This window comes from Maritimibacter alexandrii (assembly GCF_005871115.1).
Classification (GTDB): Bacteria; Pseudomonadota; Alphaproteobacteria; order Rhodobacterales; family Rhodobacteraceae; genus Maritimibacter; species Maritimibacter alkaliphilus.
In genome coordinates this window covers 679,391-704,295 of the sequence record NZ_SWKQ01000009.1, presented here as the reverse complement: position 1 = coordinate 704,295, position 24,905 = coordinate 679,391, and the positions used below count along the sequence as shown (strand labels likewise).

The window sequence follows — 24,905 nt, the reverse complement described above, 5'->3', positions numbered from 1 at the left end:
AGGTGCGGTCTCAGGGTCAGCCTTGGCCCTGGGCCTCCATGAGCGCACGAAGAAGTTTTTCGTCCGTCATGTCGTCGTCGTCCGGCTTGTCCGGCGTTTCCTGACCCATGAGAAGCGCCATCTGGTCGTCCTCGGGCTCGTCCACTTCGATCTGAGTCTGGTTCGACTCGATCATCCGTTCGGTCAGTTCGTCCGCCGTCTGGGTCTCTTCCGCGATCTCGCGCAGGGCCACGACCGGGTTCTTGTCGTTGTCGCGGTCCACAGTGAGGGCACCACCGGACGAAATCTCGCGCGCCCGATGGGCGGCAAGCATCACCAGGTCGAACCGGTTCGGGACTTTGTCAACGCAATCTTCAACCGTCACGCGGGCCATAGAAGGACTCCATTCAATTCGCGGATGTGAAGGGGCTATTTAGGCGCGAAAGGGCTTGAGCACAAGCACAATCGGCAGGTTTCTGCCCTGAAACAAAGGCTCCGGCGAAACGTCTTTGCGCTGCGCCCGGTCGGGTCAAGGATCAAGAGGACGAACCGGGGACACCACGTCGTCGGGCAGCGCATCCAGCATTTCGCGGATCGTGCGATCCAGCAGCGGATGCCGCCAGTCCGGTGCGATGTCGGCGGCGGGAACGAGAACGAAGGCCCTGTCCTGCAACCGTGGATGGGGCAGGATGAGCTCTTCGGGTGTCGCGGATTTTTGCTTGTCGAACGGGAGGTTGACCCATTCACGAAGCGTGGGCTGGTCAGGCAGGATCATTTGGTCCAAGGTGAGAAGATCAAGGTCGAGCGTTCGGTTTGTCCACCGCTCACGGCGTATTCTGTCAAAGGACGTCTCGATCTTGTGAAGACGGGCAAGGATCATCGCCGGGTCCAGGGGCGTAGAAACCTCGACCACGGCGTTGACGACATCGGGCTCGGCCCCTTTGGGGACGAAAGGAGAGACGTAAAGACGGCTGCGGGCGAGGATTTCGAACGGCCCGTCGTCGAGCGAGGAAATGGCAGCTTGAATGGTTTCCACCGGGCCACCTGCCGGTGACGTTGCGTTACTGCCAAGGGAGATCAGTGCTTTACCTAGACGTAAACTTTCACCATATGGTTGCGTCATCGCGCTTTATCCCTATCTTGACGCGGATTCGCCGCCGCCCAATTTTTTCGCACTTACCACTCACGGCACTGACGGCGAACAGAATTCGGAAGGATGGATTATGTTCTACAAGGACGAACGGCTCGCGCTGTTCATTGATGGTTCGAATCTGTATGCGGCTGCCAAGTCGCTCGGCTTCGACATCGACTACAAGCTGCTGCGCCAGGAATTCATGCGCCGCGGCAAACTTCTTCGCGCGTTCTACTACACGGCGCTTCTGGAAAACGACGACTATTCGCCGATCCGGCCCCTCGTGGACTGGCTGCACTACAACGGCTTCACCATGGTCACCAAGCCGGCGAAGGAATTCACCGACTCGATGGGCCGCCGTAAAGTGAAGGGCAACATGGACATCGAACTCACCGTCGATGCCATGGAGATCGCGCCGCATGTCGACCACATCGTGCTGTTCTCCGGCGATGGCGACTTCCGTCCGCTGGTCGAAGGTCTGCAACGTAAAGGTGTGCGCGTCTCGGTCGTTTCGACGATCCGCAGCCAGCCGCCGATGATCGCCGACGAACTGCGCCGTCAGGCCGACAACTTCATCGAGCTCGACGAGCTGAAGGAAGTGATCGGTCGCCCGCCGCGCGATGATCGCCCTGAGCGGACCTATAACGAAGAAGACGCGGACGCCTAAGCAACCGCACCGTTGAGATTACGACGACGCCCGGCCGCCCACGTGACCGGGCGTTTTTCGTGCGGCGGTCTAAAGGTCGTGGTGGAAGTGGATAAGGTGCCCGGACGGATCGCGCACCGTGAAAGACCTGAGACCCCACGGCTTGTCCGATATCGGGTCCGAGATGTCCGCCCCAAGCGTGGTCAGGTCGGCTTCGGTCCCGTCCACATCGTCGCAGAACACCCAAAGCTCGACAGGCGTGATGGGCCCGTCCGTTTCGCGCAGGAACAGCACGCAGTCGCCGCGCCGGACGGCACCGATGCGCCCCTCGACATTGTGCCAAGCGATGTCGAAGCCAAGCGTGTCGCGATACCGTGCCTGCGCCTCTGCGACGTCGCGCACCGGAAGGATCGGGACCGCCGCGTGCAAGGTCACGCCTCGTCGCGGCTGTCGCACCATGCGCGCGTGATCGCCTCGACCTCGTCACGCTTGGCGGCCAGATCCTCAAGGCTCGCCACTTTCAGGGTGCGCGCTTCCTTGCCGTCGCCTTCAAGCGACGGGAAGTCGCCGGGGATCGTCGCGCCGGTGTGGAACATGAGCGAGGCGTGCTTTTTCGACTTTGGGAAGAACGACGCCATATTGCCCTTGTAGGTGAAGGTCGGCGCCGACCATTTGATGCATTCGGAAATGCGCGGATCGGCGGCGAGGATCACCTCGCGCATGGCCTGCACAGTCTCCTTCATCGGGTTGTCATAGGTTGCCATCCAGTCGTCGACTTCTTGCGCCATGCCATCCTCCGGTTTCGCCTCAGGAAGGGTAGCATGATTCCTTGCCGTCCCAAGTCTGGACGCGGCGCGCGGCGGTCATTAGGTGTGGGCGAAGGAGCCGACATGACCAAGCCATCCCTGACCCTCATTCTTGCTGCGCCGCGCGGGTTCTGCGCGGGCGTCGACCGCGCGATCAAGATCGTCGAAATGGCGATCGAGAAGTGGGGCGCGCCGATCTATGTCCGGCACGAGATCGTTCACAACAAATTCGTGGTCGACAGCCTGCGCGAAAAGGGCGCGGTCTTCGTCGAGGAACTGGATGAATGCCCGACCGACCGTCCCGTGATCTTCTCGGCGCATGGCGTGGCCAAGGCCGTGCCGGCCGAGGCGAACCGGCGCGACATGATCTATGTCGACGCGACATGCCCGCTGGTGTCCAAGGTCCATATCGAGGCCGAGCGGCACCATGCCAACGGGCTTCAGATGGTCATGATCGGGCACGCGGGCCATCCCGAAACCATCGGCACGATGGGCCAACTTCCCGAGGGCGAGGTGTTGCTGGTCGAGACCGAGGCCGATGTGGCTACGCTCGAACCCCGTGACCCGGAACGCCTCGCCTTCATCACGCAGACCACCCTGTCGGTTGATGACACTGCGGGCATCGTCGCGGCCCTCAAGGCACGGTTCCCGGCCATCATCGGCCCGCACAAGGAAGACATCTGCTACGCCACCACCAACCGGCAGGAGGCCGTGAAGGCCATCGCGCCCAAGGCCGACGCGCTACTGGTGATCGGTGCGCCCAACAGCTCCAACTCCCGCCGTCTGGTCGAGGTCGCGCGCTCGCGCGGTTGCGACTATGCGCAACTGGTGGGGCGCGCGGACGAGATCGACTGGCGCGCGCTCGAAGGGGTGCGTGCGGTGGGTCTGACGGCCGGGGCCAGCGCCCCCGAAGTGCTGGTGGACGAGGTGATCGCGGCCTTCCGCGACCGCTATGACGTTACGGTCGAGACGGTCGAAACCGCGACCGAGAACGTCGAATTCAAAGTGCCGCGCGTGCTGCGCGAGCCTGCATGAACGACATTCCCCGCACGCCCCTCCTCCTCGGCCTCGCCGGGTTGATCCCGTTCGTCTGGGGCGCAGTGACGAGTTTTGCGCCGGTCGCGTGGGTGGACGAAATCTTCGTCGGATATGCCGTGCTCGCCGACTATGGCATGATTATCCTGTCGTTCATGTCCGGCGTGATCTGGGGCTATGCGACCCGTGCCACGGGGCGGCAGGCGAACCTGCTTTACGTCCTTTCGGTGATCCCGGCGCTTTGGGCGTTCTTCTTCGCGTTCGGCGACTATGCCCTTCTCACCCTCGCGGCCGGGTTCCTTTTGATCCTGCCGATCGACATCGCCGCGACACGGGCCGGTCTGGCCCCGGTGTGGTGGACGCGGCTGCGCGTTCTGCTCACCTCGGTCGTGGTCCCCTGTCTAGTCATCGGCCATCTCGCCGCATGAGCGCGGACCGTGAGACCATCGCCGTCTATGACGCCCGCAGCGCCGACTATGCCACCATGGTCAGCGCGTGGGAGACGCCGGGGATCGACACGTTCATCGCGGCTATGCCGCGCCCGGCCTATGTGCTCGACCTGGGCTGCGGGCCGGGGCTGGACGCCCGCAGGATGATGGACGCGGGCCTGACCGCCGATGCGGTGGATGCCAGCGCCCAGATGGTCAGCGTCGCGCAGGCCGCAGGCGTGACCGCGCGGCAGGCGCTGTTCGACGAGATCGACGGCGAAGACCTGTATGACGGCATCTGGGCCAACTTCTCGCTCCTTCACGCCTCTCGCGCTGCCTTTCCCTTTCACCTCATGGCGCTGAAGCGGGCCATCAAGCCCGGCGGGCTCTTGCATCTCGGCATGAAACTGGGCGAAGGGGAGGGCCGCGATGGCCTTGGCCGTTTCTACACCTATTACGACGAGGACGATCTGGTGCGTCATCTGACCATGACCGGCTTCACACCCGCCGCGCGGTTTCGCGGCGTCGGCAAGGGACTTTCGGGCGAGGAAAGCCCGTGGATCTGGATTCACGCTCATGGTTGACCTGATCGCGCATACGGATGGCGCCTGCTCCGGCAACCCCGGCCCGGGCGGCTGGGGCGTCTTGATGCAGGCCAAGGACGGCGGCACGGTCGTCAAGGAGCGCACCCTGTCGGGCGGCGAGCCGGCGACGACGAACAACCGGATGGAGCTGATGGCCGCGATCATGGCGCTGGAAACGCTCGAACGGGCGTCGAAGATCACCATCGTCACCGACTCCGCCTACGTGAAGAACGGTGTCACCGGATGGATTCACGGCTGGAAGCGGAACGGCTGGCGCACTGCCAACAAGAAGCCGGTGAAGAACGTCGAGCTTTGGCAGCGGCTGGACGAGGCCGCGAAGCGTCACGATGTGGACTGGCGCTGGATCAAGGGCCACGCGGGCCACGAAGAGAACGAGCGCGCCGACGAACTCGCCCGCGAAGGCATGGCCCCGTTCAAGTAAGGCTTACCTACCGCTTGCGGATGTAGGTTTCCCAAAACCAGATCAGGAACGCCGCGCCCGCGACCGCTCCCAGAAAACCGAAGGCCACGCTGCCCACGGTCACGATGATGCGAAGGATCAGGCCGCCGATCAGCGCCCCGATCACACCGATGGCGATGGTGGTGAGGATGTCGGTCTCGACTTTCATGAGCCGTGTCGCCACGAACCCGGCCGCCGCTCCGACGATGATGACAAGCACAACGGGCATGATCCCTATATGGGGTCACGCCCGCGTGAATTGTAGGGTTCCGGCCTGAAACCCGTCAGGCCGACTTCGCCACCGCAAACGCCCGGTCGCGGCCATGCGGCGCGTCCCAGTCGATGATGGGGCCGACCGGAATGATCCGGTGCGGGTTCACCGTCTCGTGGCTGTAGTGATAGTGCCGGATGTAGTGATCCGGATGCACCGTGTTCGCCACGCCGGGCCATTGATAAAGCTCGCGGGTGTAGGCCCAGAGGTTCGGGAACTCGACCAGCTTGTTGCGGTTGCACTTGAAGTGGCCGTGATAGACCTGATCGAAGCGCAGGAGCGTCGGCAGAAGCCGCCAGTCGGCCTCGGTCACCCTGTCGCCTGCGAGGTAACGCTGCTTGGACAGGATGTCCTCAATCCAGTCGAGCGATGCGAAGAGCGCCTTGACCGCTTCGTCATAGGCCTCCTGCGTCGTGGCGAAACCCGACTTGTAGACACCGTTGTTCACCGTGTCGTAGATGCGCGAGTTCACCGCCTCGATATCGTCGTGCAGGTCGGCGGGACAGAAATCCTGCGTGTCCCCGGTCAGATCGTTGAAGGCGGTGTTGAACATGCGAATGATCTCGGCGCTCTCGTTGGACACGATCTGGTTGGTTTTCTTGTCCCACAGGATCGGCACGGTCACGCGGCCCGAAATCTTGGGGTCGGCCTCGGTATAGACCTCGCGCAGAAATTTCTTGCCCATCAGCGTGTCGCCGGTGGCGCCGACGAAATCGGTATCGAAGGTCCAGCCGTCCTCCAGCATGTCCGGATGCACGACCGACACGTCGATATGGTCGACCAGACCCTTCAGCGTCCTGAATATGAGCGTCCGGTGTGCCCAAGGGCAGGCGTAGGAAACGTAGAGGTGATAGCGGCCCAATTCGGCCTTGAACCCGCCGTCGCCGGTAGGGCCGGGGGAACCGTCGGCGGTCACCCAGTTCCGGAATTTGGTCTCACTGCGCACGAATTTGCCACCGTGTTTCTTGGTGTCGTACCAGCCCGTGTGCCATTCGCCGTTTTCGAGATAACCCATCTTGCGTCTCCTCGTTTGCGTCCGATCTTACCTAAGCAAACGAACGACTGTGCGGAATAGTTCAGTTGGCGCAGCCTTCGTGCGGATACGCACAATGTCGCGGGACATTGAGCGTATGTCGCCTTTCCTGTAGAGACTCCCGCGACGATGCCCCATCAGGGGCCGGAGAGGTGACTGCCGAGTGATCGACCCAGACCGGGGATCAGGGCGCGGTGTCGTCGGTGGATGACGCATGGCCTCTTCGCGCCCGGACGCAGGAAAGGACCGTGCCATGAAACGTCTTGCAGCCCTTATCGCCCTCATGCCCGGCATGGCGCTGGCCCATCCTGGCCACCTTGCCGATGCCGCAGGTCACGACCACTGGGTCGCGGGCGTCGCCATCGGCGTGGCGATCGGCGTCGCGATCTGGGGCGCGCTGCGTGGCAAGAAGGATGACGAGGCCGAACAGGTCGACGACGCCGAAGCCGAACCGCAGGAGTCCTGACCATGTCGAAGATCGGGGTGATGATCTGTGGCCACGGCTCGCGCAGCCAGTCGGCGGTGGACGAGTTCAAGGTGCTGGCCGAAAAGCTGCCCGCGTTCTTTCCTGACGACTGGATGGTCGACTATGGCTATCTGGAATTCGCGAACCCGGTGATCCGGGTGGGGCTCGACAACCTGCGCGAGGCGGGATGCGACAAGATCCTCGCCGTGCCGGGGATGCTCTTCGCCGCGATGCACTCCAAGAACGACATCCCGACGGTGCTCAACACCTATGGCGCCGAACATGGGATCGACGTGTCCTATGGGCGCGAGCTTGGCGTCGACCCCAAGATGGTCGCCGCCGCGGGCGAGCGGATCCGCGATGCCGTTGCCGCCGCCAATGCCGAACATGGCGTGGTGGCGCATGAGGACACCTGCCTCGTCGTCATCGGGCGCGGTGCCTCGGACCCGGACGCCAACGCCAACGTCGCCAAGATCGCGCGGCTCTTGCAGGAGGGGATGGGGTTCGGCTGGCTCGAGGTCGGCTATTCGGGCGTCACCTTTCCGCTGGTCGAGCCATGCCTCCAGCACGCCGCCAAGCTGGGCTACAAACGCATCGTCGTGTTTCCGTACTTCCTGTTCACCGGCATCCTGATCGACCGCATTTATGGCTTCACCGACCGCGTGGCCGAGGCGCACCCGGACATTCAGTTCGTGAAAGCGGGCTATCTGAACGACCATCCCAAGGTGCTTGAAACCTTCGCCGAGCGGGTGACCGAACAACTCGGCACCGTGCCGCCCCCGAACTGCGGCACCTGCCCCTACCGCGAACAGGTCCTGTCACTGGGCGACGGCGGTCACAAACACATCAAGCCCGAGGATCGCGCCGGGCATCCTGCGTTCTCGGATACGCCCCCGCCGACCTGCGTCATGTGCAAATACCGGGTCGAGGTTCTGGGGTTCGAGGCCGAGGTGGGCGCCGTGCAGGAAAGCCACCACCACCACGTCGAAGGGCAGGGAGCACAGGCCCCCGGATCGAACGTGGCGGATTGCACGTTCTGCGACACCTTCTGCACGGGGGAGTGCCGCCTGCACCTGCAGGGTCATCACCACCACGACCACGATCATGGGCACCACCACCATCATCACGGTCACGACCACGGCCACCATCACGCCGAGTATCCGCACGCCAAGCATCCGCACGGCCCTGAATCGGCGCGCTCGAAATGAGACCGCCGCTGCGATACGAGCGTGATCCGGCCGCGATCTATCGTCAAAGCTTCGCGACGGTCGAGAAAGAGGCACGACTGGATCGCTTCGATCCCGGCATGGCGCAACTCGCCACGCGGATCATCCACGCCTGCGGCATGGTCGAGGTCGCGGATCGTCTGGCCTATTCCGAAAGCGCTTTTTCGGCGGGGCAGGCGGCGCTGGCCGCTGGCGCCACGGTGCTGTGCGACTGCGAGATGGTCGGGGCGGGGATCATCCGGCGTTACCTGCCCGCCGGGAACGAGGTTATCGTCACGTTGAACGACCCCACCGTGCCAGATCGCGCGCGAGAGATCGGCAACACCCGCAGCGCGGCGGCGGTCGAGTTGTGGGTGGACAAGCTCGAAGGCGCCGTGGTCGCCATCGGCAACGCGCCCACCGCGCTTTTCCACCTGCTCGAACTGCTGGATCAGGGTGCGCCCAAGCCTGCCGTGATCCTTGGCTTCCCGGTCGGCTTCGTTGGCGCGGCCGAGAGCAAGGCTGAACTCGCGAACAACCCGCGCGGCTGCGATTTCGTGGCTCTGCGCGGACGGCGCGGTGGCTCGGCCATCGCATCCGCCGCCGTCAACGCGTTGGCCGCTGGCCTACCGGAGGTGACCCAATGACCCAACCGTGGCTCCACATCGTCGGGATCGGTGAAGACGGCATGGACGGCCTGACCCCCGCGACCCGCGCCGTGGTCGAAGCCGCCGAGATCATCGTCGGCGGCGACCGTCACCATACGCTATCGAATGTTGGCAGAGCCGAGCGCGTGTCGTGGCCTTCGCCCTTCGACGCGCTGATCGACCAGCTACAGTCCTACAAGGGCAAGCGGGTAGTCGTTCTGGCAACGGGCGACCCCCTATGGTTCTCGGTCGGAGCGCGCATCGGTCGGGCGATCCCAGCGGATGAGATCACGTTCCACCCGCAGCTTTCCGCCTTCCAGCTCGCCTCCGCCCGGATGGGGTGGAGCATGGCGGACCTCGAAACCCTCACCGTGCATGGCCGCCCGGTCGAGCAGATGATCGCCTTCATCCAGCCTGACGCGCGGCTTCTGATCCTGACCACCGGGGCCGAGACCCCCGGCCAGATCGCCCGGTTCCTCACCGAGCGCGGGTTCGGGCGCAGCCCCATGACGGTTTTCGCCAATATGGGCGGCGAGAACGAGAAGCGTTTCGATGCACTGGCCGAGGCGTGGGACCACGAAGTCCCCGCGTTCAACACACTCGCCGTTGAATGCGTCGCGGCCCCCGATGCGGCGCTCCTCCCGCGTGTGCCGGGCCTTGCGGATGAGTTGTTCCAGCATGACGGCACCATGACCAAACGCGAGGTTCGCGCGCTCACCGTGGCCAAGCTCATGCCGATGCGCGGGGCTCTGCTGTGGGATATCGGGACGGGCTGCGGGTCGGTCGCGGTCGAATGGATGCGCGCGGCACGTTATGCGCGCGCCATCGGTATCGAACCCCGCGCGGACCGCCGTGCGCTCGCCGCCGCCAATGCGCTGGCGCTGGGCGTGCCGCAACTGCGCATCGTCGACGGGACGGTGCCCCAAGCCCTTGATGGGTTGGAAGCCCCGGATGCCGTGTTCATCGGCGGCGGTCTGTCGGAAGAAACATACGCAACCGCATGGTCGACGCTGAAGCCGCTCGGCCGTCTCGTCGCCAATGCCGTGACACTGGAAAGCCAGGCGGTCTTGACCGAACTCTACCACGCCCACGGCGGCGAACTCGTCCAGCTCTCGGTGTCCCGCGCCGACACGCTCGGCCCGCAGTCGACCGGCTGGCGTCCGTTCCGCCCCGTCGTGCAATGGAGCCTGATCAAACGATGACCGGCACGCTGATCGGTGTGGGCCTCGGGCCGGGCGATCCCGACCTGATGACGCTGAAGGCCGCGCGCGCCATCAGCGCGGCCGACGTCGTTGCCTATCCCGCGCTTCCCGGCACCGACAGTTTCGCTCGGTCCATCGCGGTGGACCTGATCCGACCCGATGCCCATGAAATCGTCATCGAAGTCCCGATGACCAAATCCCGCGAGCCTGCCCAGGCGGCCTACGACCTCGGGGCCGACCGGATCGCCGAGGCACTGGAGGCCGGCAGGAACGTCGCGGTCCTGTGCGAAGGCGACCCGTTCTTTTACGGCTCCTTCATGTATCTGCACGCGCGGCTCGCGGATCGCTTCCCGGTCGAAGTCATTCCCGGCATCACCTCGGTTTCCGCCGGGGCCGCGCGCGCCGCTGCGCCGCTGACCGCCCGGAACGAAGTGCTCACGGTCCTGCCCGGTCCGCTCGACAGCGACACGCTCGCCGCCCGCATCGCAGACGCGGACAGCACCGTCATCATGAAGGTCGGGCGTCATCTGGGCCGCATCCGCGACGTCTTGACCGCGCAGGGTCTGTCCGACCGGGCCGTCTATATCGAGCGCGCCACGCTTTCCGCCGAGCGCATTTTGCCGCTCGCCCAAGCGCCCGATCCCGCGCCCTATTTCTCTCTCATTCTCGTGACGAAAGGTTCCGACCCGTGGCTGTGACCCCCGTCGTTCTCTGTCTCAACCGTTCAGGCGAAGCCGTGGCGCACCGTATCGCGGGCGCGCTGGGCGCACAGGTGCATGGCCGCGAAGGCCGCGTCGACAAAGCCGATGCGTTCTTCCCGAATGCGCTCGATCACGCTCGCGACTTGTTCGCGGCAGGCACGCCGATCATCGGGGTCTGCGCCGCTGGCATCCTGATCCGCGCGGTTGCGCCGATCCTTGCAGACAAGCGGACCGAACCACCCGTGGTCGCCGTTTCGGACGACGGCGGAGTCGCGATCCCGCTGCTGGGCGGGCACCGTGGGGCGAACCGCTTGGCGCGGGAGATCGCGGACCTGCTGGGCGCCAAAGCGGCGGTGACGACAGCTGGCGACGTGGCCTTGGGTGTCGCGCTGGATGTCCCGCCCGCAGGCTACCGTCTCGCGAACCCGGAAGATGCGAAGTCGGTCATGGCCGCCATGCTGGCGGGCAAGGGGGCGCGCATCGAAGGTGACGCGATCTTCGACATCGCGAGCGATCCGCAGGGCGGTGTCGAACTGGTGGTCACGGAAGCACCCGTCGCGGGCGGCCCGGAGCGCCTTGTCTATCACCCGCAGACCTACGTTCTCGGCGTCGGTTGCGCGCGGAACGCGCCGGTGGAGGAGCTTCGGTCTTCGGTCGAGGCCATGTTGCGGGACGCGGGTATCGCCCCCGGAGCCATTGCGGCCATCGCGACGCTCGACCTCAAGGCGGACGAGCCTGCCGTGAATGCGCTCGCGCGTGCGTTCGGCGTTCCGCTCAAGCTGTTCACGGCTGCGGAGTTGGAGGAGATGACGCCGCGCCTTGCTAATCCGTCCGATGTCGTCTTCGCGGAGGTCGGCTGTCATGGTGTGGCCGAAGCGGCTTCGCTGGCCTCGGCAGGCGAAGACGCGGTGCTTTCGGTCGAGAAGCGCAAGACCGCCAACACGACCTGCGCTTTGGCAAAGGCGCCGTCGCCCATCGCAGAGCCTTCGGGTCGCGCACGTGGTCACCTGTCGATCATCGGGATCGGACCGGGACAGGCCACGTGGCGCACGCCGGAGGCTTCGCGGCTCATCCAAGAGGCGGAAGAGCTGGTCGGATACGGTCTTTACATCGATCTGCTCGGCCCTCTCGCCGCAGGCAAAACGCGGTCGGACTTCCCCCTCGGCGGGGAAGAGGATCGGTGCCGCTATGCGCTGGAACAGGCGGGCAAGGGCAAGAACGTCGCCCTGATCTGTTCGGGCGATGCGGGCATTTATGCGATGGGTGCGTTGGTCTTCGAACTACTCGACCGGGGCGCCGAGGCGCAGGGCGTGTCTGACGCAGCACGGCGGGTGGAAGTCATTTCGACTCCCGGCGTGTCGGCGCTTCAGGCTGCGGCCGCGCGGGCAGGGGCACCGCTTGGGCACGATTTCTGCGCCATTTCGCTCTCCGATCTTCTGACGCCGCGGGACGATATCGTGAAGCGGCTGCACGCCGCCGCCGAAGGTGACTTCGTGATCGCCTTCTACAATCCCGTGTCGCGCCGCCGTCGCACGCTGTTGGCGCAGGCGCGGGACATCCTGCTGGGGCATCGGCCAGAAGATACGCCCGTTCTTCTGGCGTCTTCGCTCGGACGACCCGAGGAAAACATACGCTACCGTAGGTTGGCCGACCTCGATGTGGACGAGGTTGATATGCTGACCGTCGTTCTGGTGGGATCGTCCAACTCTAAACTCGCCCAACCGGGCGACGGCCCCCGCATGTACACGCCGCGCGGCTATGCCCGGCGAATCGATGGTGACCTGCAGGACGTGGGCAATCGCCATCTGGAAACGGAGACCTCTGAATGACCGTCTATTTCATCGGCGCCGGACCGGGCGACCCGGAATTGCTCACGCTCAAGGCGCAGCGGATCATCGGGGAATGCCCTGTCTGCCTGTATGCCGGATCGCTGGTTCCCCCCGAAGTGGTCGCCTGCGCCCCCGAAAGCGCGCGCGTGATGGACACGGCGCCGATGACGCTCGACCAGACACACGCCGAGATTTTGGCGGCACATCAGCGGGGCGAGGATGTGGCGCGTGTGCACTCCGGCGACCCGTCGCTCTATGGCGCGGTGGCCGAGCAGGTGCGGCGCTTGCAGGCGGACGGCATCGACTATCAGATCGTGCCCGGCGTGCCGGCCTATGCTGCTGCTGCGGCGGCGCTGGGTCAGGAGTTGACGATCCCGGAGATCGCGCAAAGTATTGTTCTGACGCGTGTTTCCATGAAGTCGACCGCCATGCCCGAAGGCGAGACACTTGAGAATTTCGCCCGCACGGGCGCGACGCTGGCGATCCATCTGGGCGTGCGCAACATGCGCGAGATCGAGCGTGTCCTGACCCCGCATTATGGCGCCGATTGCCCGGTCGTCGTCGCCTATCGCGTCGGCTGGCCCGACGAAATGCTCATCCGTGGCACGCTGTCGGACATCCGTCTGAAAGTGCGCGCCGAGAAGATCACGCGCACGGCGCTGATCCTTGTGGGTCCGGCGCTGGGCCGAGTTCGCGACTTCAGGGATTCCGCGCTTTACGACCCTACGCGACCGCATGTTTTGCGCCCGGTGGTGGGTGTCGACCTGGTGGAAGAAAACAACACCTGACACGGAACACATGCCCGCGACATTCGTTTACTTGACGAAAACCATGTCCCTGTCATGGTTTAGCCGTGATCGGAGGGTAACATGGACTCGCTTCCCAAGGACGTTCAGGAAGGCCTGCAAGCGGCCCACATGAAAGCGGCGCGCAAGAAGGCGCATATGCGTGTGGCCGTGGGGGATGAGTCTTTCCCGGTGCTGGAATTCCGTGAGGGCGGTTTCGCGCTCGACCGGGACGATGCGCCGAAGCTGCGCGGGCTGGTCGATCTCTACGCCGGTGAGAACCATCTGTATCAATGTCTGATCGTAGCCTCGGAAGAAGACGGTCCGATGATGCGGTATGAGTTCAAACGCTCGACACTTGCGATGGACAAACCCCCGCTCGATTTCGCACGCGACCCGGATGCGCCCGTCGCCCTGATCCCGCGTTGAGTTACTGACCCCAGTCCTTGTCCTGCATCTCGCGCAGGCGGCTGGCCGTGCGTTCGAATTCGAAACTGCCCTCGCCTTCGAGATAGAGGTATTCCGGTTCCGCCGCGGCGCTCGCCACAAGCCGAACATGCGCCTCGTAGAGCGCATCGATCAGGGTGACGAAGCGTTTGGCCTCGTTGAAGTTCTGGCGTGACAGCGCGGGGATGTCCTCCAGCACCAAGACTTTCAGCGCATCCGCAATGGCGAGGTAGTCGGCCGGGCCGAGCATCCGCCCGCACAGCTCATGGAATTTCGCGCGCCCGACGCCGTTGCGGTAGGCAGGGATCTCGACCTCGCGGTTCTTCACGTTCAGCACGAGCGGTTCGGCATCGCCGCCGCCGGTCAGATCGGTCCAGACCGCTTCGATAGCCTGACGCGCCTCGCTGTTCGCGGGCGTGAAATAGACCTGTCCGCCGGTCAGACGGTCCTGCCGGTAGTCCTTGTGACTGGCGAGTTCGTGGACGACCAGACGATCCTTGATAAGGTCGATGAAGGGCAGGAACAACTGACGGTTCAACCCGTCCTTGTAAAGGTCGTCCGGCACGCGGTTCGACGTTGTGACGATCACAACGCCCTTCTTCATCAGGTGTTCGAACAGTCGCCCGACCACCATCGCGTCGGCGATGTCGGTGATCTGCATTTCATCCAGCGCGAGCAGGCGAAGGTCTTTGGCGATTTTCGCGGCGACCGGCGCGATGGCATCGGATTCGCCCGACTTGCGGGCCCGATGGAGACCCTCCTGCACCTCCTGCATGAAAGCATGGAAGTGGACGCGGCGTTTCCCTTCGATTGGCAGATGCTCGACGAACAGGTCCATGAGCATCGACTTGCCGCGACCGACACCGCCCCAAAGGTATAAACCGTCCGGCACATCCTCGGGCTTGTGAAACAGCCCGCCCAACAGACCGCGTTTTTTGTCTTTCACTGCGACCAGATGCGCGCGGATGTCGTCGAACAGCGGCAACGCCTCTTCCTGCGCGGGGTCGGGGGTGATCCGTCCTTCGGCGACGCGGGCGGCGTAGATGTCTTGCAGGCTCTCGCTCATGACAACCGTCTAGCCCGCCGTGCCCGATAGGAAAAGGTGATATGCCGCATCACGGATAAGCGTTTGACGCGGGCGCCGCTCTGGCGGATTACGCAGATGTCGGAGGGCCCTGATGGACAACACACGCCTTATCACACCGGTTCTGATCGCCGGGTGCATCGTCATCATCATAAGTTTCGCGATCCGGGCGAGTTTCGGCGTGTTCCAGATTCCGATTGCCGAGGAATTCGGCTGGATGCGCGCCGACTTCAGCATGGCGATCGCGATCCAGAACCTCGCCTGGGGCATCGGCCAGCCGATCTTCGGCGCGATTGCCGAGAAGATGGGGGATCGCAAGGCGATCATCTTCGGCGCGGTGCTTTATGCCGCGGGGCTTGTCGCCTCGTCTTTCGCGACCACGCCGCTGGCCCATCAGACGCTGGAAGTGCTGGTCGGCTTCGGCATCGCGGGCACCGGGTTCGGCGTGATCCTCGCCGTGGTCGGTCGCGCGTCGTCCGACAAGAACAGATCCATGTCCCTTGCCATCGCGACGGCGGCGGGATCGGCCGGGCAGGTGTTCGGCGCGCCGCTGGCCGAATGGATGCTGTCGTTCATGCCGTGGCAGAGCGTGTTCATCCTGTTCGCCGTGGCCATCCTCGCCGTGCTTCTGGTCCTGCCGCTGATGCGCGCGCCTGCGGCCAGCCGCCTGGAATTGCAGGAGAGCATGGGGACGGTTCTGATGCGCGCACTGCGCGACCCGTCCTACACGCTGATCTTCCTAGGCTTTTTCTCCTGCGGCTATCAGCTCGGTTTCATTACGGCGCATTTCCCCGCCTTCGTGACCGAGATGTGCGGTGCCATCGACCCTTCGGGCACGCTGGCTTCGCTCGGTGTGTCGACGACCTCGGCCTTGGGGGCCATCGCGATTTCGCTCATCGGGCTCGCCAACATCGCGGGCACGCTTTACGCGGGCTATCTGGGCAACAAGCTTCCCAAGAAATACCTGCTCGCGGCGATCTACACCGCCCGCACGGTTGCCGCCGGGGCCTTCATCCTGCTGCCGATCACGCCCACCAGCGTCATAATCTTCTCGATCGTGATGGGGAGCCTTTGGCTCGCCACCGTTCCGCTGACATCGGGTCTGGTCGCACACCTCTATGGTCTGCGCTACATGGGCACGCTTTATGGGATCGTCTTCTTCTCGCACCAGCTTGGCAGTTTTATGGGCGTCTGGCTGGGTGGCCGCTTCTATGACCTGACCGGCGACTACACGATGGTCTGGTGGGTCGGCGTCGGGGTCGGCGCGCTGTCGGCGCTGCTGCACCTTCCGATCAAGGAACGGCGCTCGCCCGTCATGGCCGCGGCTTAGGTCGGCAGCGCGGTGGTCTTGAACACCGTGCGCAGGGCGAAGCTGGACTGCATGCCCTGAACGCCGGGCAACCGGGCGAGCTTTTGGCGGTGCACGCGGGCGAAATCGTCGGTGTCGCGCGCGACGACCTTGAGGATGTAGTCCGCCGTGCCCGCCATCAGGTGACATTCCAGAACTTCCGGCACCAGCGCGACCTCGCGCTCGAACGCCTCCAGCAACTCGTCGGCCTGACCGGAGAGAGAGATTTCCACGAAGACCATCGTCGGGTAGCCGATCTTTCGCGCGGCCAGAAGAGCGACGTAATCGCGGATGAACCCGTCTTTCTCGAGCCGTTGAACCCGGCGGTGACAGGCCGAGGCGGACAGATGCACCCGTTCGGCAAGGTCCGCGTTCGAAATGCGCCCCTGCCGTTGAAGAACGTGCAGAATGCGTCGGTCCATTTCGTCGAGAGTGGAATCCATCGAATGTCCTTGCGTCGTATCGCTTGCTCGTTGGTGAATTATTCGAAAAATGGCCCGAGTGCACGGAGGAATTTCAATCCGATTGCTTGCGGGCGGGGGTAGCCTGCGCGTGAAGCGAACGGAGGATACCATGCTCATCGGATGCCCCAAGGAAATCAAGCCGCAGGAATATCGTGTCGGCCTTACCCCTCATGCGGCGGCGGAAGCCATCGCGCACGGGCATGACGTGATCGTCGAGATGGGCGCGGGCGAAGGATCGGGCTTCACCGATGATGCCTATCGCGCCATCGGGGCAGGGGTCGTGGACACGGCAGACGAGGTGTTCGCGCGTGCCGACATGGTGGTGAAGGTGAAGGAACCGCAGGCGGTCGAGCGGGCCAAGCTGCGCGAGGGGCAGGTGTTGTTCACCTACCTTCACCTTGCGCCCGACCCGGACCAGACCCGCGATCTGATCGACAGCGGCGCCACGGCGATCGCCTATGAAACCGTGACGGATCGTGACGGGCGGCTTCCGCTGCTCGCGCCCATGTCCGAGGTGGCGGGCAAGCTTGCCCCGCAGGTCGGCGCGTGGACCCTGCAAAAGGCCAACGGCGGGCGCGGCGTGCTCATGGGCGGTGTGCCGGGTGTCGGACCCGCGAAGGTCGTCGTCATCGGTGGTGGCGTCGTCGGCACGCAGGCGGCGCGCGTCGCCTCCGGCATGGGGGCAGACGTGACCGTGCTCGATATGTCCCTGCCGAGACTTCGCCAGCTCGACGATTTGTTCCGGGGCGAATTCAAGACCTCCTATTCCTCCAAGGCCCGCACCGCCGAGCTTGTGGCCGAGGCCGACATGGTCATCGGTGCCGTGCTCATCCCCGGTGCGGCGGCCCCCAAACTCATCAGTCGGGCCGAACTCTCCGAGATGAAGCCGGGCGCGGCGCTGGTCGACGTGGCCATCGATCAGGGTGGCTGTTTCGAAACATCGAAGGCGACCACCCACCAAGACCCGATCTACGAGGTGGACGGGATCATGCACTACTGCGTGGCCAATATGCCGGGTGCGGTCGCCCGCACCTCGACCCTTGCGCTGGGCAACGCCACCTTGCCCTACATGCTGCGGCTGGCCGATCTGGGCTGGCGCGCGGCAATGGAGGCCGACGAGGGCCTTATGGCAGGCCTCAACGTCCATGCCGGTAAGCTGACGAACTACGCCGTGGGGCGGGCGCTGGAAATTGACGTGGTGTCGCCCTCGCTCGCGATCAAAGCCTGATGCGCCGCGGTTGACGTGCCGGGCGGTTTGGGGTCTCAGACACCCAAACCGCGAACGGAGATGGCATGGCTCGCATCGTATTCGATCTGGACGGCACGCTCATCGATTCGGCCCCCGACATCCGCGAGGTGGCCAATGGCCTTCTGGCCGAAGCCGGGGCGACCCCGCTTACCCTTGGGGAGACGCGCCAGTTCATCGGAAACGGCGCGGCAGCCCTCGTCGAAAGGATGCGGCAGGCGCGGGGGCTTCCTGAAAGTGAGCAGGACAGGATGCTCGCGACCTTCGTCGAACGATACGATGCGGCGGTGACCCTGACCGTGCCCTATCCGGGCGTCGAGGATGCGCTGGACGCGCTCGTCGGCGCGGGTCACAGCCTCGGGATCTGCACCAACAAGCCCATCAGCCCGTGTCGCGCGGTTCTGAAACACCTTCGCCTGAACGGGTATTTCGATACGATCTGGGGTGGCGACAGCCTTGCCACCCGCAAGCCCGACCCCGCGCCCCTGATCGCCGCATTCGACGTGCTGGGCGGCGGAGACAGGGTCTATGTGGGCGACAGCGAAGTCGACGCCGAGACTGCGCAGCGTGCGGGCGTGCCCTTTTTGCTTTTCACGGAAGGCTACCGAAAGACCGAGGTCGCAAGTATTCCGCACCGCTTCGCTTTCGACGACTTCGCGAAGCTGCCGCGACTGGTTCACCAAGCCGTCGACGAGGTCTGAGTGCGCGGGCGGGTCCGCGGATGCCAAGGCATCGGCGGACCCGTTCGCAAACCCGAATTGTCTGGGGTTTCGTGTGGTAGCGTGGGGCGGACTTGAACCGCCGACCCCAGCATTATGAGTGCTGTGCTCTAACCGGCTGAGCTACCACGCCATTCACACGAAGGGGCAGATAGCCGCCGGGGCGGGGCGTGTCAACGCACAAATGGCGGGTTTTTCAGCGGTGGAGGTATTTCTCGAACGCCCAGCCGACCGCGCCGCTTTGATGCTTCACCCGCACCCATCCGCCGGACCGCTCAAGCAGGGTGACGGCTTCGCCATTATACATCGGGCGGATGATCTGGTAGCGCGTGCCCGGTCCGGTCCGAAGGTTCAGGTATCCGTCGTTCGGCGAATACACGTACCGCACATTGGTCGCAGCGGGACGGACGAGGTACTTGGCGAAGGCCCAGCCGACGGCACCGCTTTCATGCCGGACCCGGACCCAGCCATTCGCGTATTCCAGCGTCTCGACCGCGCTGCCGTGATACATCTTGCGGATGATATTGTATTGCGAGCCGGGGCCGGTGCGCAGGTTCAGGAACCCGTCGCCGGGGGAATTCACCAGCAGGCGTTCGGCACGGGCGGCCGTCGCGGTGACCAGCGCGGCAGCGGCGGACGTCAGGAACAGACGGCGTTTCATGGAACCCTCCCCTCGGTGTGATGAGGGAAGGATACCACGGTTTCGGGATCGCGCTATGCGTCAGACGCGCGCGCGACGTTGACCACGTCGCCTTCGTCCGATTTGACGTAGAGCGTGCGATGCGGGAACGGGATCGAAAGCCCGGCCTCGTCGAAGGCGGCTTTCAGGCCCTTGGTGAATTCGAACTTCAGATCCCAGTAGTCGGCGGCATCGGCCCACATGCGCATGGTGATGTCCACCGAACTGTCGCCCAGATTGGTGACCTTCGCCCAGGGCTCCGGATCGTCATGCACCCGAGCATCGGCGCGGGCCATGTCGAGCATGACCTCGATCGCCTTGTCCATGTCGTCGGAATAATCGATGCCCATCACGATATCGACACGACGGGTCGCATGGTGGGACCAGTTGGTGATGATCGCCCCCCATGCCTTTCCGTTCGGCACCACGATCTGCACGTTGTCGGGCGTCGCGAGCTCGGTGAAGAACAGGTTGATCTCTTTCACCGTGCCGGCGGTGCCGTCGATGGCGATGTATTGCCCGTTCCGGTAGGGCCGGAAGAGGATAATCATGAAGCCCGCCGCAAGGTCCGAAAGCGTGCCCTGCAACGCAAGCCCGATGGCCAGCGTGGCCGCGCCCAGCATGGCGACCAGCGATGTCGCCTCGATCCCGAAGATGTTGAGCACGGTGATAAGGACGACAGCGATCAGAACCCAGCGCACGATGGACGAGATGAAGCTGCCCACGGTCGGGTCGATCCGCTTGGCACCCTCGATCCGCTTGCGCACCATGCGTGCGACGGCGGCGGCAAGAATCCAGCCGACGATCAGGATGACGAGAGCTTTCACCCCGTTGACGATGTAGGGCAGGAACTCCCCGAACTGGTCGAGCCAGATGGCGATTTGGTCTTCCATGATGTGTCCTTATCTCCTGTGCTGCTCGGTCATAGAAAAAGGGCCCGGAGACCGGGCCCTGTGTCGTGTCTCAGGCGCGGTCAGCCTTTGGCGAGGGCGTCGCGGATTTCCGTCAGAAGCTGGATTTCCGGCGGCGTCGGCGGCGCTTCGGGCGGGCTGACCTCTTCCGGTTTCTCGGCAAGGTCCTTGATCCGATTCACGGAGCGGACCAGCAGAAAGACCACGAAGGCGATGATGAGAAAGTTGATGACCGCCATGATGAACGATCCGTAGGCGAAGATCGACGCGCCGGTTTCCCGCGCTGTTTCGAGCGATGCGCCCGCCGGCACCTCGCCGCTCAGGACCGCGTAGTTGTTGGTGAAATCGATTCCGCCCGTGAACAGCCCGATGATCGGGTTAATCAGGTCTGCGACCAGTGACGACACGATGGCCGTGAAGGCCGCGCCGATGATGATCCCGACGGCCATGTCCATGACATTGCCACGGGCGATGAAGTTTCTGAATTCCGTCAACATTTTCCAGCGATGCTCCCATGCTGCCCGGACCACGCACTCGGCCCTGCGTAAACCTTAACACGGGGTGCAAAAAAACTGGAAGGGCCGGAACGCGAAACCCCGCCGCAGATCATCTGCGGCGGGGGCGTGAAACATGTGGAGCGCGCGAAGCACGCCTCCGGTCAGACCGCTGCGCGGTTCGACTTCGGACCGGCGACAAGCCAGATGATGAAGCCGAGAAGCGGCAGGATGATGACGAGCAGCGCCCAGAGCACCTTGGAACCCGTCGATGCGCCGGACGAGAAGATCGAGATCAGCGCCCAGATGTCGAGGGCCAGAAGAATGATGCCGAAAAGGCCAGAAAGTTCGAACATGTGTATCTCCATTCAGGATCGGTCGTAGAGCGACCTTTGGATTTGGAGAATGAACGCAAGCAAACCCGTGCATGTTCCCTGTGGGCGCAGAAGTGCTTGCGGGCGCACCGCTTTAAGCCATCAAGACGCCCGGCTCTCAGGTCTGTGGGATCGTGGCGTGAAGATCGCGCAGGACATGCCAACGGCCAAAAAGTTCCATCCCGCGGCGCGAAAAAGCCTGCCCGGCCCGGTGTCGGCAATGCGCTGCCGAACCCCGCCTCTTTTCCCGCTCACGGCGGGCAAGGTTCTGCCGCCCTTTGGCGAACGGTCGCTGAATTGCCGGGCCGCTGCCGCCCGGGGCTTCAAACCGCCGCGCATCGTTGTTTGGTCTGGGCTGAGGGGCATCGGACCCCCGAACGTAACCATGAAAGGAAACGATCATGAAACCGACCAAAACCCTGACCATCCTCCCGCTCGCATTCGGCGCCGCCCTGGTCGCCACAACGGCCTCGGCTCAGACGATGAGCTTCGACGGCATCGATCAGAACGGCGATCGCGTGCTCGAGATGGCGGAACTCGAAGCGGCCTTCGGTGCCAATGCGCAGGCCGCGCTGACCATGTACGACACCAACGGCGACGGCATGGTGGAACGCAACGAAGCCGCCAGCGCCCAGGCCAGCGCCAGCGCGAATGTGGGTGGCGCCGTGCAGGGCATGGACGACGAGACGATGCAGTCCGCCGAGACCGCGCTCGACGATGTGACGGGCACGGTGCAGGACGCGGGCGACGATCTCGCCAACGCGACCTCGGACCTGCTGGATGACACCTCGGTCAGCGGTGGCGCGACTGTCGACGGAACGGTCATGTCCAACTAATACCGGGCCGTGGAAGCGTGAGTGCTTCCGCAATGGGGCGTCCATCCGGACGCCCCTTTTTATATGTCAGGACGGCAGTTTGCCGGTCAGCACGTACCGCAGAATGTCCACCACTTCGCCGGGTGTGCGCGTCACGGCAAGTGCGGCGGCATCGACCTCCTTGAGCGCGTGGTCATGTTCGGGCGGTTGCAGGATCACCAGAGACTTGCCCAGAGCGGCCGCCATGCCCGCATCGAAAGCCGCGTTCCACTGCTTGTATTTCTCGCCGAAACGCACGACCACGACATCGGCGTCCTCGATCCCCTTGCGGGTGCGGATCGCGTTCAGTTTGGCGCCCTTGTGGTCGTGCCAGAACTTGTCCGACTCCTCCCCCATGATCGCCACGCCGCAATCGTCAGACGCCGCATGATCGGTGACCGGCGACGAGAACGTCACGTCCAGCCCTTGCGAGCCGTCGATGATCCGCTCGCGCCAGTCCGTGTGGATTTCGCCGGACAGATAAACTTTCAGCATGATGAACCTCTCTGTCTGTGTCGTTCGGGCTGCTGGCACCGGGGCCCTGCTTCTCTGGTCCCCAAATACCTCGGGGGGTCCGGGGGGCTGGACCCCCGGCGGGTCGGACGGGCTCTGCCCGTTCGACCCCACTCAAGATGCAGGCTTACGGTCAGCCGCGCAGCGTGCCGCCGGTGGCTTTGCCCACTTTTTCCACGATCTTGGCGGCCACCGCCTCGATCTCCTTCTCGGTCAACGTGGCGTCGGTCGGCTGCATCCGCACGGTGATCGCGATGGATTTTTGCCCGGCCTCACCCAGCTTGCCGCCGGTGAACTGGTCGAACACGCGCACGTCCTCGATCAACGCCTTGTCTGCACCCGCGGCGGCGTTGACCAGCGTCAGCGCCTCGACATCCGCATCGACCACAAAGGCGAAGTCACGTTCGACCGGCTGAAGATCCGAAATCGTCAGCGCGGGCCGGGTCGCGTTCGATTTGCGCGGCATCGGGATTTCCTCGGGATAAAGGGTGAAGGCGACCGCCGGCCCCTTCACGTCCATCTCGGCCAGCACCTTGGGGTGCAATTCGCCGAAGACGCCGAGCACCTTTTTCGGGCCCAGACAGATCTTGCCGTGCCGACCCGGATGCCACCAGCCTTCGGCACCGCGCAGGATCTGCACCTTCGCGGGCGCGCCCATCGCGGCGAGGATCGCCTCGGAATCGGCTTTGGCGTCATAGATGTCGAACCCGCGCGCCGCACCATGCACGTCCTTCGGCCCCGTCGCCCCGACGAGAATGCCAGAGATCGCCAGACGCTGCTCCTCCGGTTCGCCGCCGTGCCAGATCGCACCGACCTCGAACAGGGCGAGGTCCATGAACCCGCGGGCCTGATTGCGGGCGGCGGCCTGAAACAGCCCCGGCAGCAGGTCGGGGCGCATGTGGCTCATCTCGGACGAGATCGGGTTGTCGAGCTTGGTCGCATCCTCGCCACCCGCGAACAGCGCGGCGCTGGCCGCGTCGATGAAGCTGTAGGTCACGCATTCGTTGTAGCCGAGCGCCGCCGCGGTGCGCCGGCCGGTGTTCTCGCGCACCTGCATCGGGGTCAGAACGGGTTTCGGCACGCCGGTCGAGGCGCGCGACATCGGCTTTCCGACCAGCTTGGTCAGCGATGCGATGCGGGCGACCTCTTCGACCAGATCGGCCTCGCCCAGCACGTCGGGCCGCCACGACGGCACGTGCGCCATGTCGCCCTCCATGACGAAGCCGAGCGCCTCGAGCGAGGCGCGCTGCGTTTCCGCCGGGATGTCCATGCCGACGAGCGACGAACAGCGATCGGTGTCGAGCTTGTAGGCGCGGGAGGTATCCGGCACTTCGCCTGCCGTCACCACCTCGGACGCCTCGCCGCCGCACAGATCGAGGATCATCTGCGTCGCGAGTTCGATCGCCAGCGGGTTGAACGCCGGGTCGATCCCCCGTTCGTTGCGATACCGCGCGTCGGAATTGATCTTGAGCGCGCGGCCGGTGCGCGCGATCTGGATCGGCTCCCACACGGCGGCCTCGAGAAAGACGTTCACGGTGTCTTCGGTGCAGCCCGACTCCTCGCCGCCCATGATCCCCGCGACGCTCTCGACGGCCCGGTCGTCGGAGATGACGACCATCCCCGGCTCGAACGTGTAGGTCTTTTCGTCGAGCGCCAGTAGTTGCTCGCCCCCGGTCGTTTTGTGGATGCGCAGGTCGCCCTGAACCTTGTCCGCATCGAAAACATGGAGCGGGCGGTTCTGGTCGTAGGTGAAGAAGTTGGTCACGTCGACGAGCGCCGAAATCGGGCGCAGGCCAATGGCCTTGAGCCGCTTTTGCAGCCACGCGGGCGAGGGGCCGTTCTTCACGCCTTTGATCAGGCGGCCCTGGAAGATGTAGCAGCCATCGTCGCCTTGGGTGTCGCCGTCGATGGTGACGTTGATCGGGCTCTTGAAGGTGCCTTTGACGTTCGCTTCCGGCGCGGGCTTCAGCGTGCCAAGACCACGTGCCGCCAGATCGCGCGCCACGCCGCGCACGCCAAGCGCATCGGGGCGGTTCGGGGTGATCGCGATGTCGAACACCGGGTCCACCTTGGAAGGGTCGTTCTGGGCCAGCCAGTCGACGAACTTCTGCCCGACCTCTCCGGACGGCAGTTCGATGATCCCGTCATGCTCGTCCGACAGCTCCAGCTCCCGCTCGGAGGCCATCATGCCGTGGCTCTCGACGCCGCGGATCTTGCCGATGGACAGCGTCACGTCGATGCCGGGCACATAGTCGCCGGGTTTGGCAAGCACGACTGTGATCCCTTCGCGCGCATTCGGAGCACCGCAGACGATCTGCTTGTCGCCCTCGTCGGTCTCGACCGTGCAGACGCGCAGACGGTCGGCATCCGGGTGCTGCTCGGCATGTTTGACCTTGGCCAGCGTGAAGACGCCCAGCCGGTCGGCCGGGTTGATGACCTCTTCGATCTCAAGCCCGAGGTCGGTCAGGGTTTCCGCGATCTCGTCCACCGAGGCGGTGGTGTCGAGGTGGTCTTTCAGCCAGGAGAGTGTGAATTTCATCGTCTTGTCCTCGTTCGGCACCGC

The 24,905-nt window shown here is 64.4% G+C and carries 31 protein-coding genes and 1 tRNA gene; 17 read left to right on the top strand and 15 right to left on the bottom strand.

Features of this window, described 5'->3' with window-relative positions:
• Window positions 1–16: 16 nt before the first annotated feature.
• Both rpoZ and folK read right to left on the bottom strand, forming a co-directional pair.
• Entirely contained in the window at window positions 17–373 is a 357-nt protein-coding gene (gene rpoZ, locus FCT00_RS04325) for a DNA-directed RNA polymerase subunit omega (protein WP_008333509.1), read from the bottom strand.
• 135 nt (window positions 374–508) lie between these two features.
• Complete coding sequence (gene folK / locus FCT00_RS04320) at window positions 509–1,102, bottom strand: 2-amino-4-hydroxy-6-hydroxymethyldihydropteridine diphosphokinase (protein ID WP_235888934.1); 594 nt, start codon at window positions 1,100–1,102, stop codon at window positions 509–511.
• Window positions 1,103–1,202: 100 nt separating this feature from the next.
• On the opposite strand from folK, the gene FCT00_RS04315 reads away from it, so the two are divergent.
• Window positions 1,203–1,778, top strand: a complete 576-nt coding sequence (locus FCT00_RS04315; protein WP_008333513.1) for a LabA-like NYN domain-containing protein — start codon at window positions 1,203–1,205, stop codon at window positions 1,776–1,778.
• Between the two features lie 69 nt (window positions 1,779–1,847).
• Here the strand turns inward: FCT00_RS04315 and FCT00_RS04310 are convergent, their stop codons facing one another.
• Together FCT00_RS04310 and FCT00_RS04305 are read right to left on the bottom strand one after the other, a co-directional pair.
• The gene (locus FCT00_RS04310; RefSeq protein ID WP_138421980.1) at window positions 1,848–2,192 is read right to left on the bottom strand and encodes a glyoxalase superfamily protein; all 345 of its coding nucleotides are present in this window, start codon (window positions 2,190–2,192) and stop codon (window positions 1,848–1,850) included.
• Window positions 2,189–2,545 (bottom strand): DUF1801 domain-containing protein, encoded by a 357-nt coding sequence (locus tag FCT00_RS04305; protein ID WP_138421979.1) that lies wholly within the window; start codon window positions 2,543–2,545, stop codon window positions 2,189–2,191. Before FCT00_RS04305 ends, FCT00_RS04310 begins: the two co-directional genes overlap by 4 nt.
• A 102-nt stretch (window positions 2,546–2,647) precedes the next feature.
• On the opposite strand from FCT00_RS04305, the gene ispH reads away from it, so the two are divergent.
• Genes ispH through rnhA form a run of 4 tightly spaced genes read left to right on the top strand, consistent with a single transcriptional unit; the run spans window position 2,648 to window position 5,052 of the window.
• On the top strand, window positions 2,648–3,598 hold the full coding sequence (gene ispH / locus FCT00_RS04300; protein ID WP_138421978.1) for a 4-hydroxy-3-methylbut-2-enyl diphosphate reductase: 951 nt from the start codon (window positions 2,648–2,650) through the stop codon (window positions 3,596–3,598).
• On the top strand, window positions 3,595–4,026 hold the full coding sequence (locus FCT00_RS04295; protein ID WP_138421977.1) for a DUF3429 domain-containing protein: 432 nt from the start codon (window positions 3,595–3,597) through the stop codon (window positions 4,024–4,026). The genes ispH and FCT00_RS04295 overlap by 4 nt, the downstream gene beginning before the upstream one ends.
• Window positions 4,023–4,610, top strand: a complete 588-nt coding sequence (locus tag FCT00_RS04290; RefSeq protein WP_138421976.1) for a class I SAM-dependent DNA methyltransferase — start codon at window positions 4,023–4,025, stop codon at window positions 4,608–4,610. The genes FCT00_RS04295 and FCT00_RS04290 overlap by 4 nt, the downstream gene beginning before the upstream one ends.
• Complete coding sequence (rnhA, locus tag FCT00_RS04285; protein WP_138421975.1) at window positions 4,603–5,052, top strand: ribonuclease HI; 450 nt, start codon at window positions 4,603–4,605, stop codon at window positions 5,050–5,052. The genes FCT00_RS04290 and rnhA overlap by 8 nt, the downstream gene beginning before the upstream one ends.
• Before the next feature lie 7 nt (window positions 5,053–5,059).
• On the opposite strand, the gene FCT00_RS04280 is transcribed toward rnhA, so the two are convergent.
• Complete coding sequence (locus FCT00_RS04280; protein ID WP_008333526.1) at window positions 5,060–5,299, bottom strand: hypothetical protein; 240 nt, start codon at window positions 5,297–5,299, stop codon at window positions 5,060–5,062.
• Window positions 5,300–5,354: 55 nt separating this feature from the next.
• Window positions 5,355–6,356 carry a glutathione S-transferase family protein gene (locus tag FCT00_RS04275; RefSeq protein ID WP_138421974.1) on the bottom strand — a complete coding sequence of 334 codons (1,002 nt, stop codon included), beginning with the start codon at window positions 6,354–6,356 and terminating at the stop codon, window positions 5,355–5,357.
• A gap of 271 nt (window positions 6,357–6,627) precedes the next feature.
• Between FCT00_RS04275 and FCT00_RS04270 the strand changes: the two genes are divergently transcribed.
• From FCT00_RS04270 to FCT00_RS04235, 8 genes are all read left to right on the top strand, one after another.
• A complete protein-coding gene (locus tag FCT00_RS04270; protein WP_138421973.1) occupies window positions 6,628–6,840 on the top strand; it encodes a DUF6732 family protein in 213 nt (70 codons plus the stop codon).
• Window positions 6,841–6,842: 2 nt separating this feature from the next.
• Window positions 6,843–8,048, top strand: coding sequence for a sirohydrochlorin chelatase (locus FCT00_RS04265; protein ID WP_138421972.1), 1,206 nt, complete (start codon window positions 6,843–6,845; stop codon window positions 8,046–8,048).
• Complete coding sequence (locus tag FCT00_RS04260) at window positions 8,045–8,692, top strand: precorrin-8X methylmutase (protein ID WP_138421971.1); 648 nt, start codon at window positions 8,045–8,047, stop codon at window positions 8,690–8,692. Before FCT00_RS04265 ends, FCT00_RS04260 begins: the two co-directional genes overlap by 4 nt.
• Window positions 8,689–9,894: a precorrin-6y C5,15-methyltransferase (decarboxylating) subunit CbiE gene (gene cbiE / locus FCT00_RS04255; protein WP_138421970.1), complete on the top strand. Its 1,206-nt coding sequence runs from the start codon at window positions 8,689–8,691 to the stop codon at window positions 9,892–9,894. The genes FCT00_RS04260 and cbiE overlap by 4 nt, the downstream gene beginning before the upstream one ends.
• The gene (cobI, locus tag FCT00_RS04250; protein ID WP_138422557.1) at window positions 9,891–10,592 is read left to right on the top strand and encodes a precorrin-2 C(20)-methyltransferase; all 702 of its coding nucleotides are present in this window, start codon (window positions 9,891–9,893) and stop codon (window positions 10,590–10,592) included. Before cbiE ends, cobI begins: the two co-directional genes overlap by 4 nt.
• Window positions 10,583–12,424, top strand: coding sequence for a precorrin-3B C(17)-methyltransferase (cobJ, locus tag FCT00_RS04245; RefSeq protein WP_138421969.1), 1,842 nt, complete (start codon window positions 10,583–10,585; stop codon window positions 12,422–12,424). Before cobI ends, cobJ begins: the two co-directional genes overlap by 10 nt.
• Window positions 12,421–13,212, top strand: coding sequence for a precorrin-4 C(11)-methyltransferase (gene cobM, locus FCT00_RS04240; RefSeq protein WP_138421968.1), 792 nt, complete (start codon window positions 12,421–12,423; stop codon window positions 13,210–13,212). Before cobJ ends, cobM begins: the two co-directional genes overlap by 4 nt.
• A gap of 81 nt (window positions 13,213–13,293) precedes the next feature.
• Window positions 13,294–13,638, top strand: a complete 345-nt coding sequence (locus tag FCT00_RS04235; RefSeq protein WP_138421967.1) for a hypothetical protein — start codon at window positions 13,294–13,296, stop codon at window positions 13,636–13,638.
• A gap of 1 nt (window position 13,639) precedes the next feature.
• On the opposite strand, the gene zapE is transcribed toward FCT00_RS04235, so the two are convergent.
• Window positions 13,640–14,722, bottom strand: a complete 1,083-nt coding sequence (gene zapE, locus FCT00_RS04230; protein ID WP_138421966.1) for a cell division protein ZapE — start codon at window positions 14,720–14,722, stop codon at window positions 13,640–13,642.
• Between the two features lie 112 nt (window positions 14,723–14,834).
• Here zapE and FCT00_RS04225 point away from each other — a divergent pair, with 112 nt between their 5' ends.
• A complete protein-coding gene (locus FCT00_RS04225) occupies window positions 14,835–16,070 on the top strand; it encodes an MFS transporter (protein WP_138421965.1) in 1,236 nt (411 codons plus the stop codon).
• Here FCT00_RS04225 and FCT00_RS04220 read toward each other — a convergent pair.
• Complete coding sequence (locus FCT00_RS04220) at window positions 16,067–16,531, bottom strand: Lrp/AsnC family transcriptional regulator (RefSeq protein WP_138421964.1); 465 nt, start codon at window positions 16,529–16,531, stop codon at window positions 16,067–16,069. The genes FCT00_RS04225 and FCT00_RS04220 overlap by 4 nt on opposite strands.
• A gap of 130 nt (window positions 16,532–16,661) precedes the next feature.
• On the opposite strand from FCT00_RS04220, the gene ald reads away from it, so the two are divergent.
• On the top strand, window positions 16,662–17,780 hold the full coding sequence (gene ald, locus FCT00_RS04215) for an alanine dehydrogenase (RefSeq protein WP_138421963.1): 1,119 nt from the start codon (window positions 16,662–16,664) through the stop codon (window positions 17,778–17,780).
• Window positions 17,781–17,845: 65 nt separating this feature from the next.
• On the top strand, window positions 17,846–18,499 hold the full coding sequence (gene gph, locus FCT00_RS04210) for a phosphoglycolate phosphatase (protein ID WP_138421962.1): 654 nt from the start codon (window positions 17,846–17,848) through the stop codon (window positions 18,497–18,499).
• Between the two features lie 74 nt (window positions 18,500–18,573).
• Here gph and FCT00_RS04205 read toward each other — a convergent pair.
• The 5 genes from FCT00_RS04205 to FCT00_RS04185 all read right to left on the bottom strand — a co-directional run bounded on the left by FCT00_RS04205 (window position 18,574) and on the right by FCT00_RS04185 (window position 20,957).
• A tRNA-Met gene (locus FCT00_RS04205) sits at window positions 18,574–18,650 on the bottom strand.
• Window positions 18,651–18,713: 63 nt separating this feature from the next.
• Window positions 18,714–19,178, bottom strand: a complete 465-nt coding sequence (locus FCT00_RS04200) for an SH3 domain-containing protein (protein ID WP_138421961.1) — start codon at window positions 19,176–19,178, stop codon at window positions 18,714–18,716.
• A gap of 53 nt (window positions 19,179–19,231) precedes the next feature.
• Complete coding sequence (locus tag FCT00_RS04195) at window positions 19,232–20,089, bottom strand: mechanosensitive ion channel family protein (protein WP_008333643.1); 858 nt, start codon at window positions 20,087–20,089, stop codon at window positions 19,232–19,234.
• 80 nt (window positions 20,090–20,169) lie between these two features.
• The gene (gene mscL / locus FCT00_RS04190) at window positions 20,170–20,604 is read right to left on the bottom strand and encodes a large conductance mechanosensitive channel protein MscL (RefSeq protein ID WP_138421960.1); all 435 of its coding nucleotides are present in this window, start codon (window positions 20,602–20,604) and stop codon (window positions 20,170–20,172) included.
• Window positions 20,605–20,765: 161 nt separating this feature from the next.
• On the bottom strand, window positions 20,766–20,957 hold the full coding sequence (locus FCT00_RS04185) for a PLD nuclease N-terminal domain-containing protein (protein ID WP_008333645.1): 192 nt from the start codon (window positions 20,955–20,957) through the stop codon (window positions 20,766–20,768).
• Window positions 20,958–21,376: 419 nt separating this feature from the next.
• Between FCT00_RS04185 and FCT00_RS04180 the strand changes: the two genes are divergently transcribed.
• Window positions 21,377–21,811, top strand: a complete 435-nt coding sequence (locus FCT00_RS04180) for a hypothetical protein (RefSeq protein ID WP_138421959.1) — start codon at window positions 21,377–21,379, stop codon at window positions 21,809–21,811.
• A gap of 66 nt (window positions 21,812–21,877) precedes the next feature.
• Here the strand turns inward: FCT00_RS04180 and FCT00_RS04175 are convergent, their stop codons facing one another.
• The gene (locus FCT00_RS04175) at window positions 21,878–22,324 is read right to left on the bottom strand and encodes a YtoQ family protein (protein ID WP_138421958.1); all 447 of its coding nucleotides are present in this window, start codon (window positions 22,322–22,324) and stop codon (window positions 21,878–21,880) included.
• A gap of 151 nt (window positions 22,325–22,475) precedes the next feature.
• Window positions 22,476–24,881: a phenylalanine--tRNA ligase subunit beta gene (gene pheT / locus FCT00_RS04170; RefSeq protein ID WP_138421957.1), complete on the bottom strand. Its 2,406-nt coding sequence runs from the start codon at window positions 24,879–24,881 to the stop codon at window positions 22,476–22,478.
• Window positions 24,882–24,905 lie beyond the last annotated feature (24 nt).

Coding starts and splice junctions, on each gene's coding strand:
- rpoZ (WP_008333509.1), bottom strand. CDS start 373: ATGGCCCGCGTGACGGTTGAAGATTGCGTTGACAAAGTCCCGAACCGG.
- folK (WP_235888934.1), bottom strand. CDS start 1,102: ATGACGCAACCATATGGTGAAAGTTTACGTCTAGGTAAAGCACTGATC.
- FCT00_RS04315 (WP_008333513.1), top strand. CDS start 1,203: ATGTTCTACAAGGACGAACGGCTCGCGCTGTTCATTGATGGTTCGAAT.
- FCT00_RS04305 (WP_138421979.1), bottom strand. CDS start 2,545: ATGGCGCAAGAAGTCGACGACTGGATGGCAACCTATGACAACCCGATG.
- ispH (WP_138421978.1), top strand. CDS start 2,648: ATGACCAAGCCATCCCTGACCCTCATTCTTGCTGCGCCGCGCGGGTTC.
- FCT00_RS04295 (WP_138421977.1), top strand. CDS start 3,595: ATGAACGACATTCCCCGCACGCCCCTCCTCCTCGGCCTCGCCGGGTTG.
- FCT00_RS04290 (WP_138421976.1), top strand. CDS start 4,023: ATGAGCGCGGACCGTGAGACCATCGCCGTCTATGACGCCCGCAGCGCC.
- rnhA (WP_138421975.1), top strand. CDS start 4,603: ATGGTTGACCTGATCGCGCATACGGATGGCGCCTGCTCCGGCAACCCC.
- FCT00_RS04280 (WP_008333526.1), bottom strand. CDS start 5,299: ATGCCCGTTGTGCTTGTCATCATCGTCGGAGCGGCGGCCGGGTTCGTG.
- FCT00_RS04275 (WP_138421974.1), bottom strand. CDS start 6,356: ATGGGTTATCTCGAAAACGGCGAATGGCACACGGGCTGGTACGACACC.
- FCT00_RS04270 (WP_138421973.1), top strand. CDS start 6,628: ATGAAACGTCTTGCAGCCCTTATCGCCCTCATGCCCGGCATGGCGCTG.
- FCT00_RS04265 (WP_138421972.1), top strand. CDS start 6,843: ATGTCGAAGATCGGGGTGATGATCTGTGGCCACGGCTCGCGCAGCCAG.
- FCT00_RS04260 (WP_138421971.1), top strand. CDS start 8,045: ATGAGACCGCCGCTGCGATACGAGCGTGATCCGGCCGCGATCTATCGT.
- cbiE (WP_138421970.1), top strand. CDS start 8,689: ATGACCCAACCGTGGCTCCACATCGTCGGGATCGGTGAAGACGGCATG.
- cobI (WP_138422557.1), top strand. CDS start 9,891: ATGACCGGCACGCTGATCGGTGTGGGCCTCGGGCCGGGCGATCCCGAC.
- cobM (WP_138421968.1), top strand. CDS start 12,421: ATGACCGTCTATTTCATCGGCGCCGGACCGGGCGACCCGGAATTGCTC.
- FCT00_RS04235 (WP_138421967.1), top strand. CDS start 13,294: ATGGACTCGCTTCCCAAGGACGTTCAGGAAGGCCTGCAAGCGGCCCAC.
- zapE (WP_138421966.1), bottom strand. CDS start 14,722: ATGAGCGAGAGCCTGCAAGACATCTACGCCGCCCGCGTCGCCGAAGGA.
- FCT00_RS04225 (WP_138421965.1), top strand. CDS start 14,835: ATGGACAACACACGCCTTATCACACCGGTTCTGATCGCCGGGTGCATC.
- FCT00_RS04220 (WP_138421964.1), bottom strand. CDS start 16,531: ATGGATTCCACTCTCGACGAAATGGACCGACGCATTCTGCACGTTCTT.
- ald (WP_138421963.1), top strand. CDS start 16,662: ATGCTCATCGGATGCCCCAAGGAAATCAAGCCGCAGGAATATCGTGTC.
- gph (WP_138421962.1), top strand. CDS start 17,846: ATGGCTCGCATCGTATTCGATCTGGACGGCACGCTCATCGATTCGGCC.
- FCT00_RS04200 (WP_138421961.1), bottom strand. CDS start 19,178: ATGAAACGCCGTCTGTTCCTGACGTCCGCCGCTGCCGCGCTGGTCACC.
- FCT00_RS04195 (WP_008333643.1), bottom strand. CDS start 20,089: ATGGAAGACCAAATCGCCATCTGGCTCGACCAGTTCGGGGAGTTCCTG.
- mscL (WP_138421960.1), bottom strand. CDS start 20,604: ATGTTGACGGAATTCAGAAACTTCATCGCCCGTGGCAATGTCATGGAC.
- FCT00_RS04185 (WP_008333645.1), bottom strand. CDS start 20,957: ATGTTCGAACTTTCTGGCCTTTTCGGCATCATTCTTCTGGCCCTCGAC.
- FCT00_RS04180 (WP_138421959.1), top strand. CDS start 21,377: ATGAAACCGACCAAAACCCTGACCATCCTCCCGCTCGCATTCGGCGCC.
- FCT00_RS04175 (WP_138421958.1), bottom strand. CDS start 22,324: ATGCTGAAAGTTTATCTGTCCGGCGAAATCCACACGGACTGGCGCGAG.
- pheT (WP_138421957.1), bottom strand. CDS start 24,881: ATGAAATTCACACTCTCCTGGCTGAAAGACCACCTCGACACCACCGCC.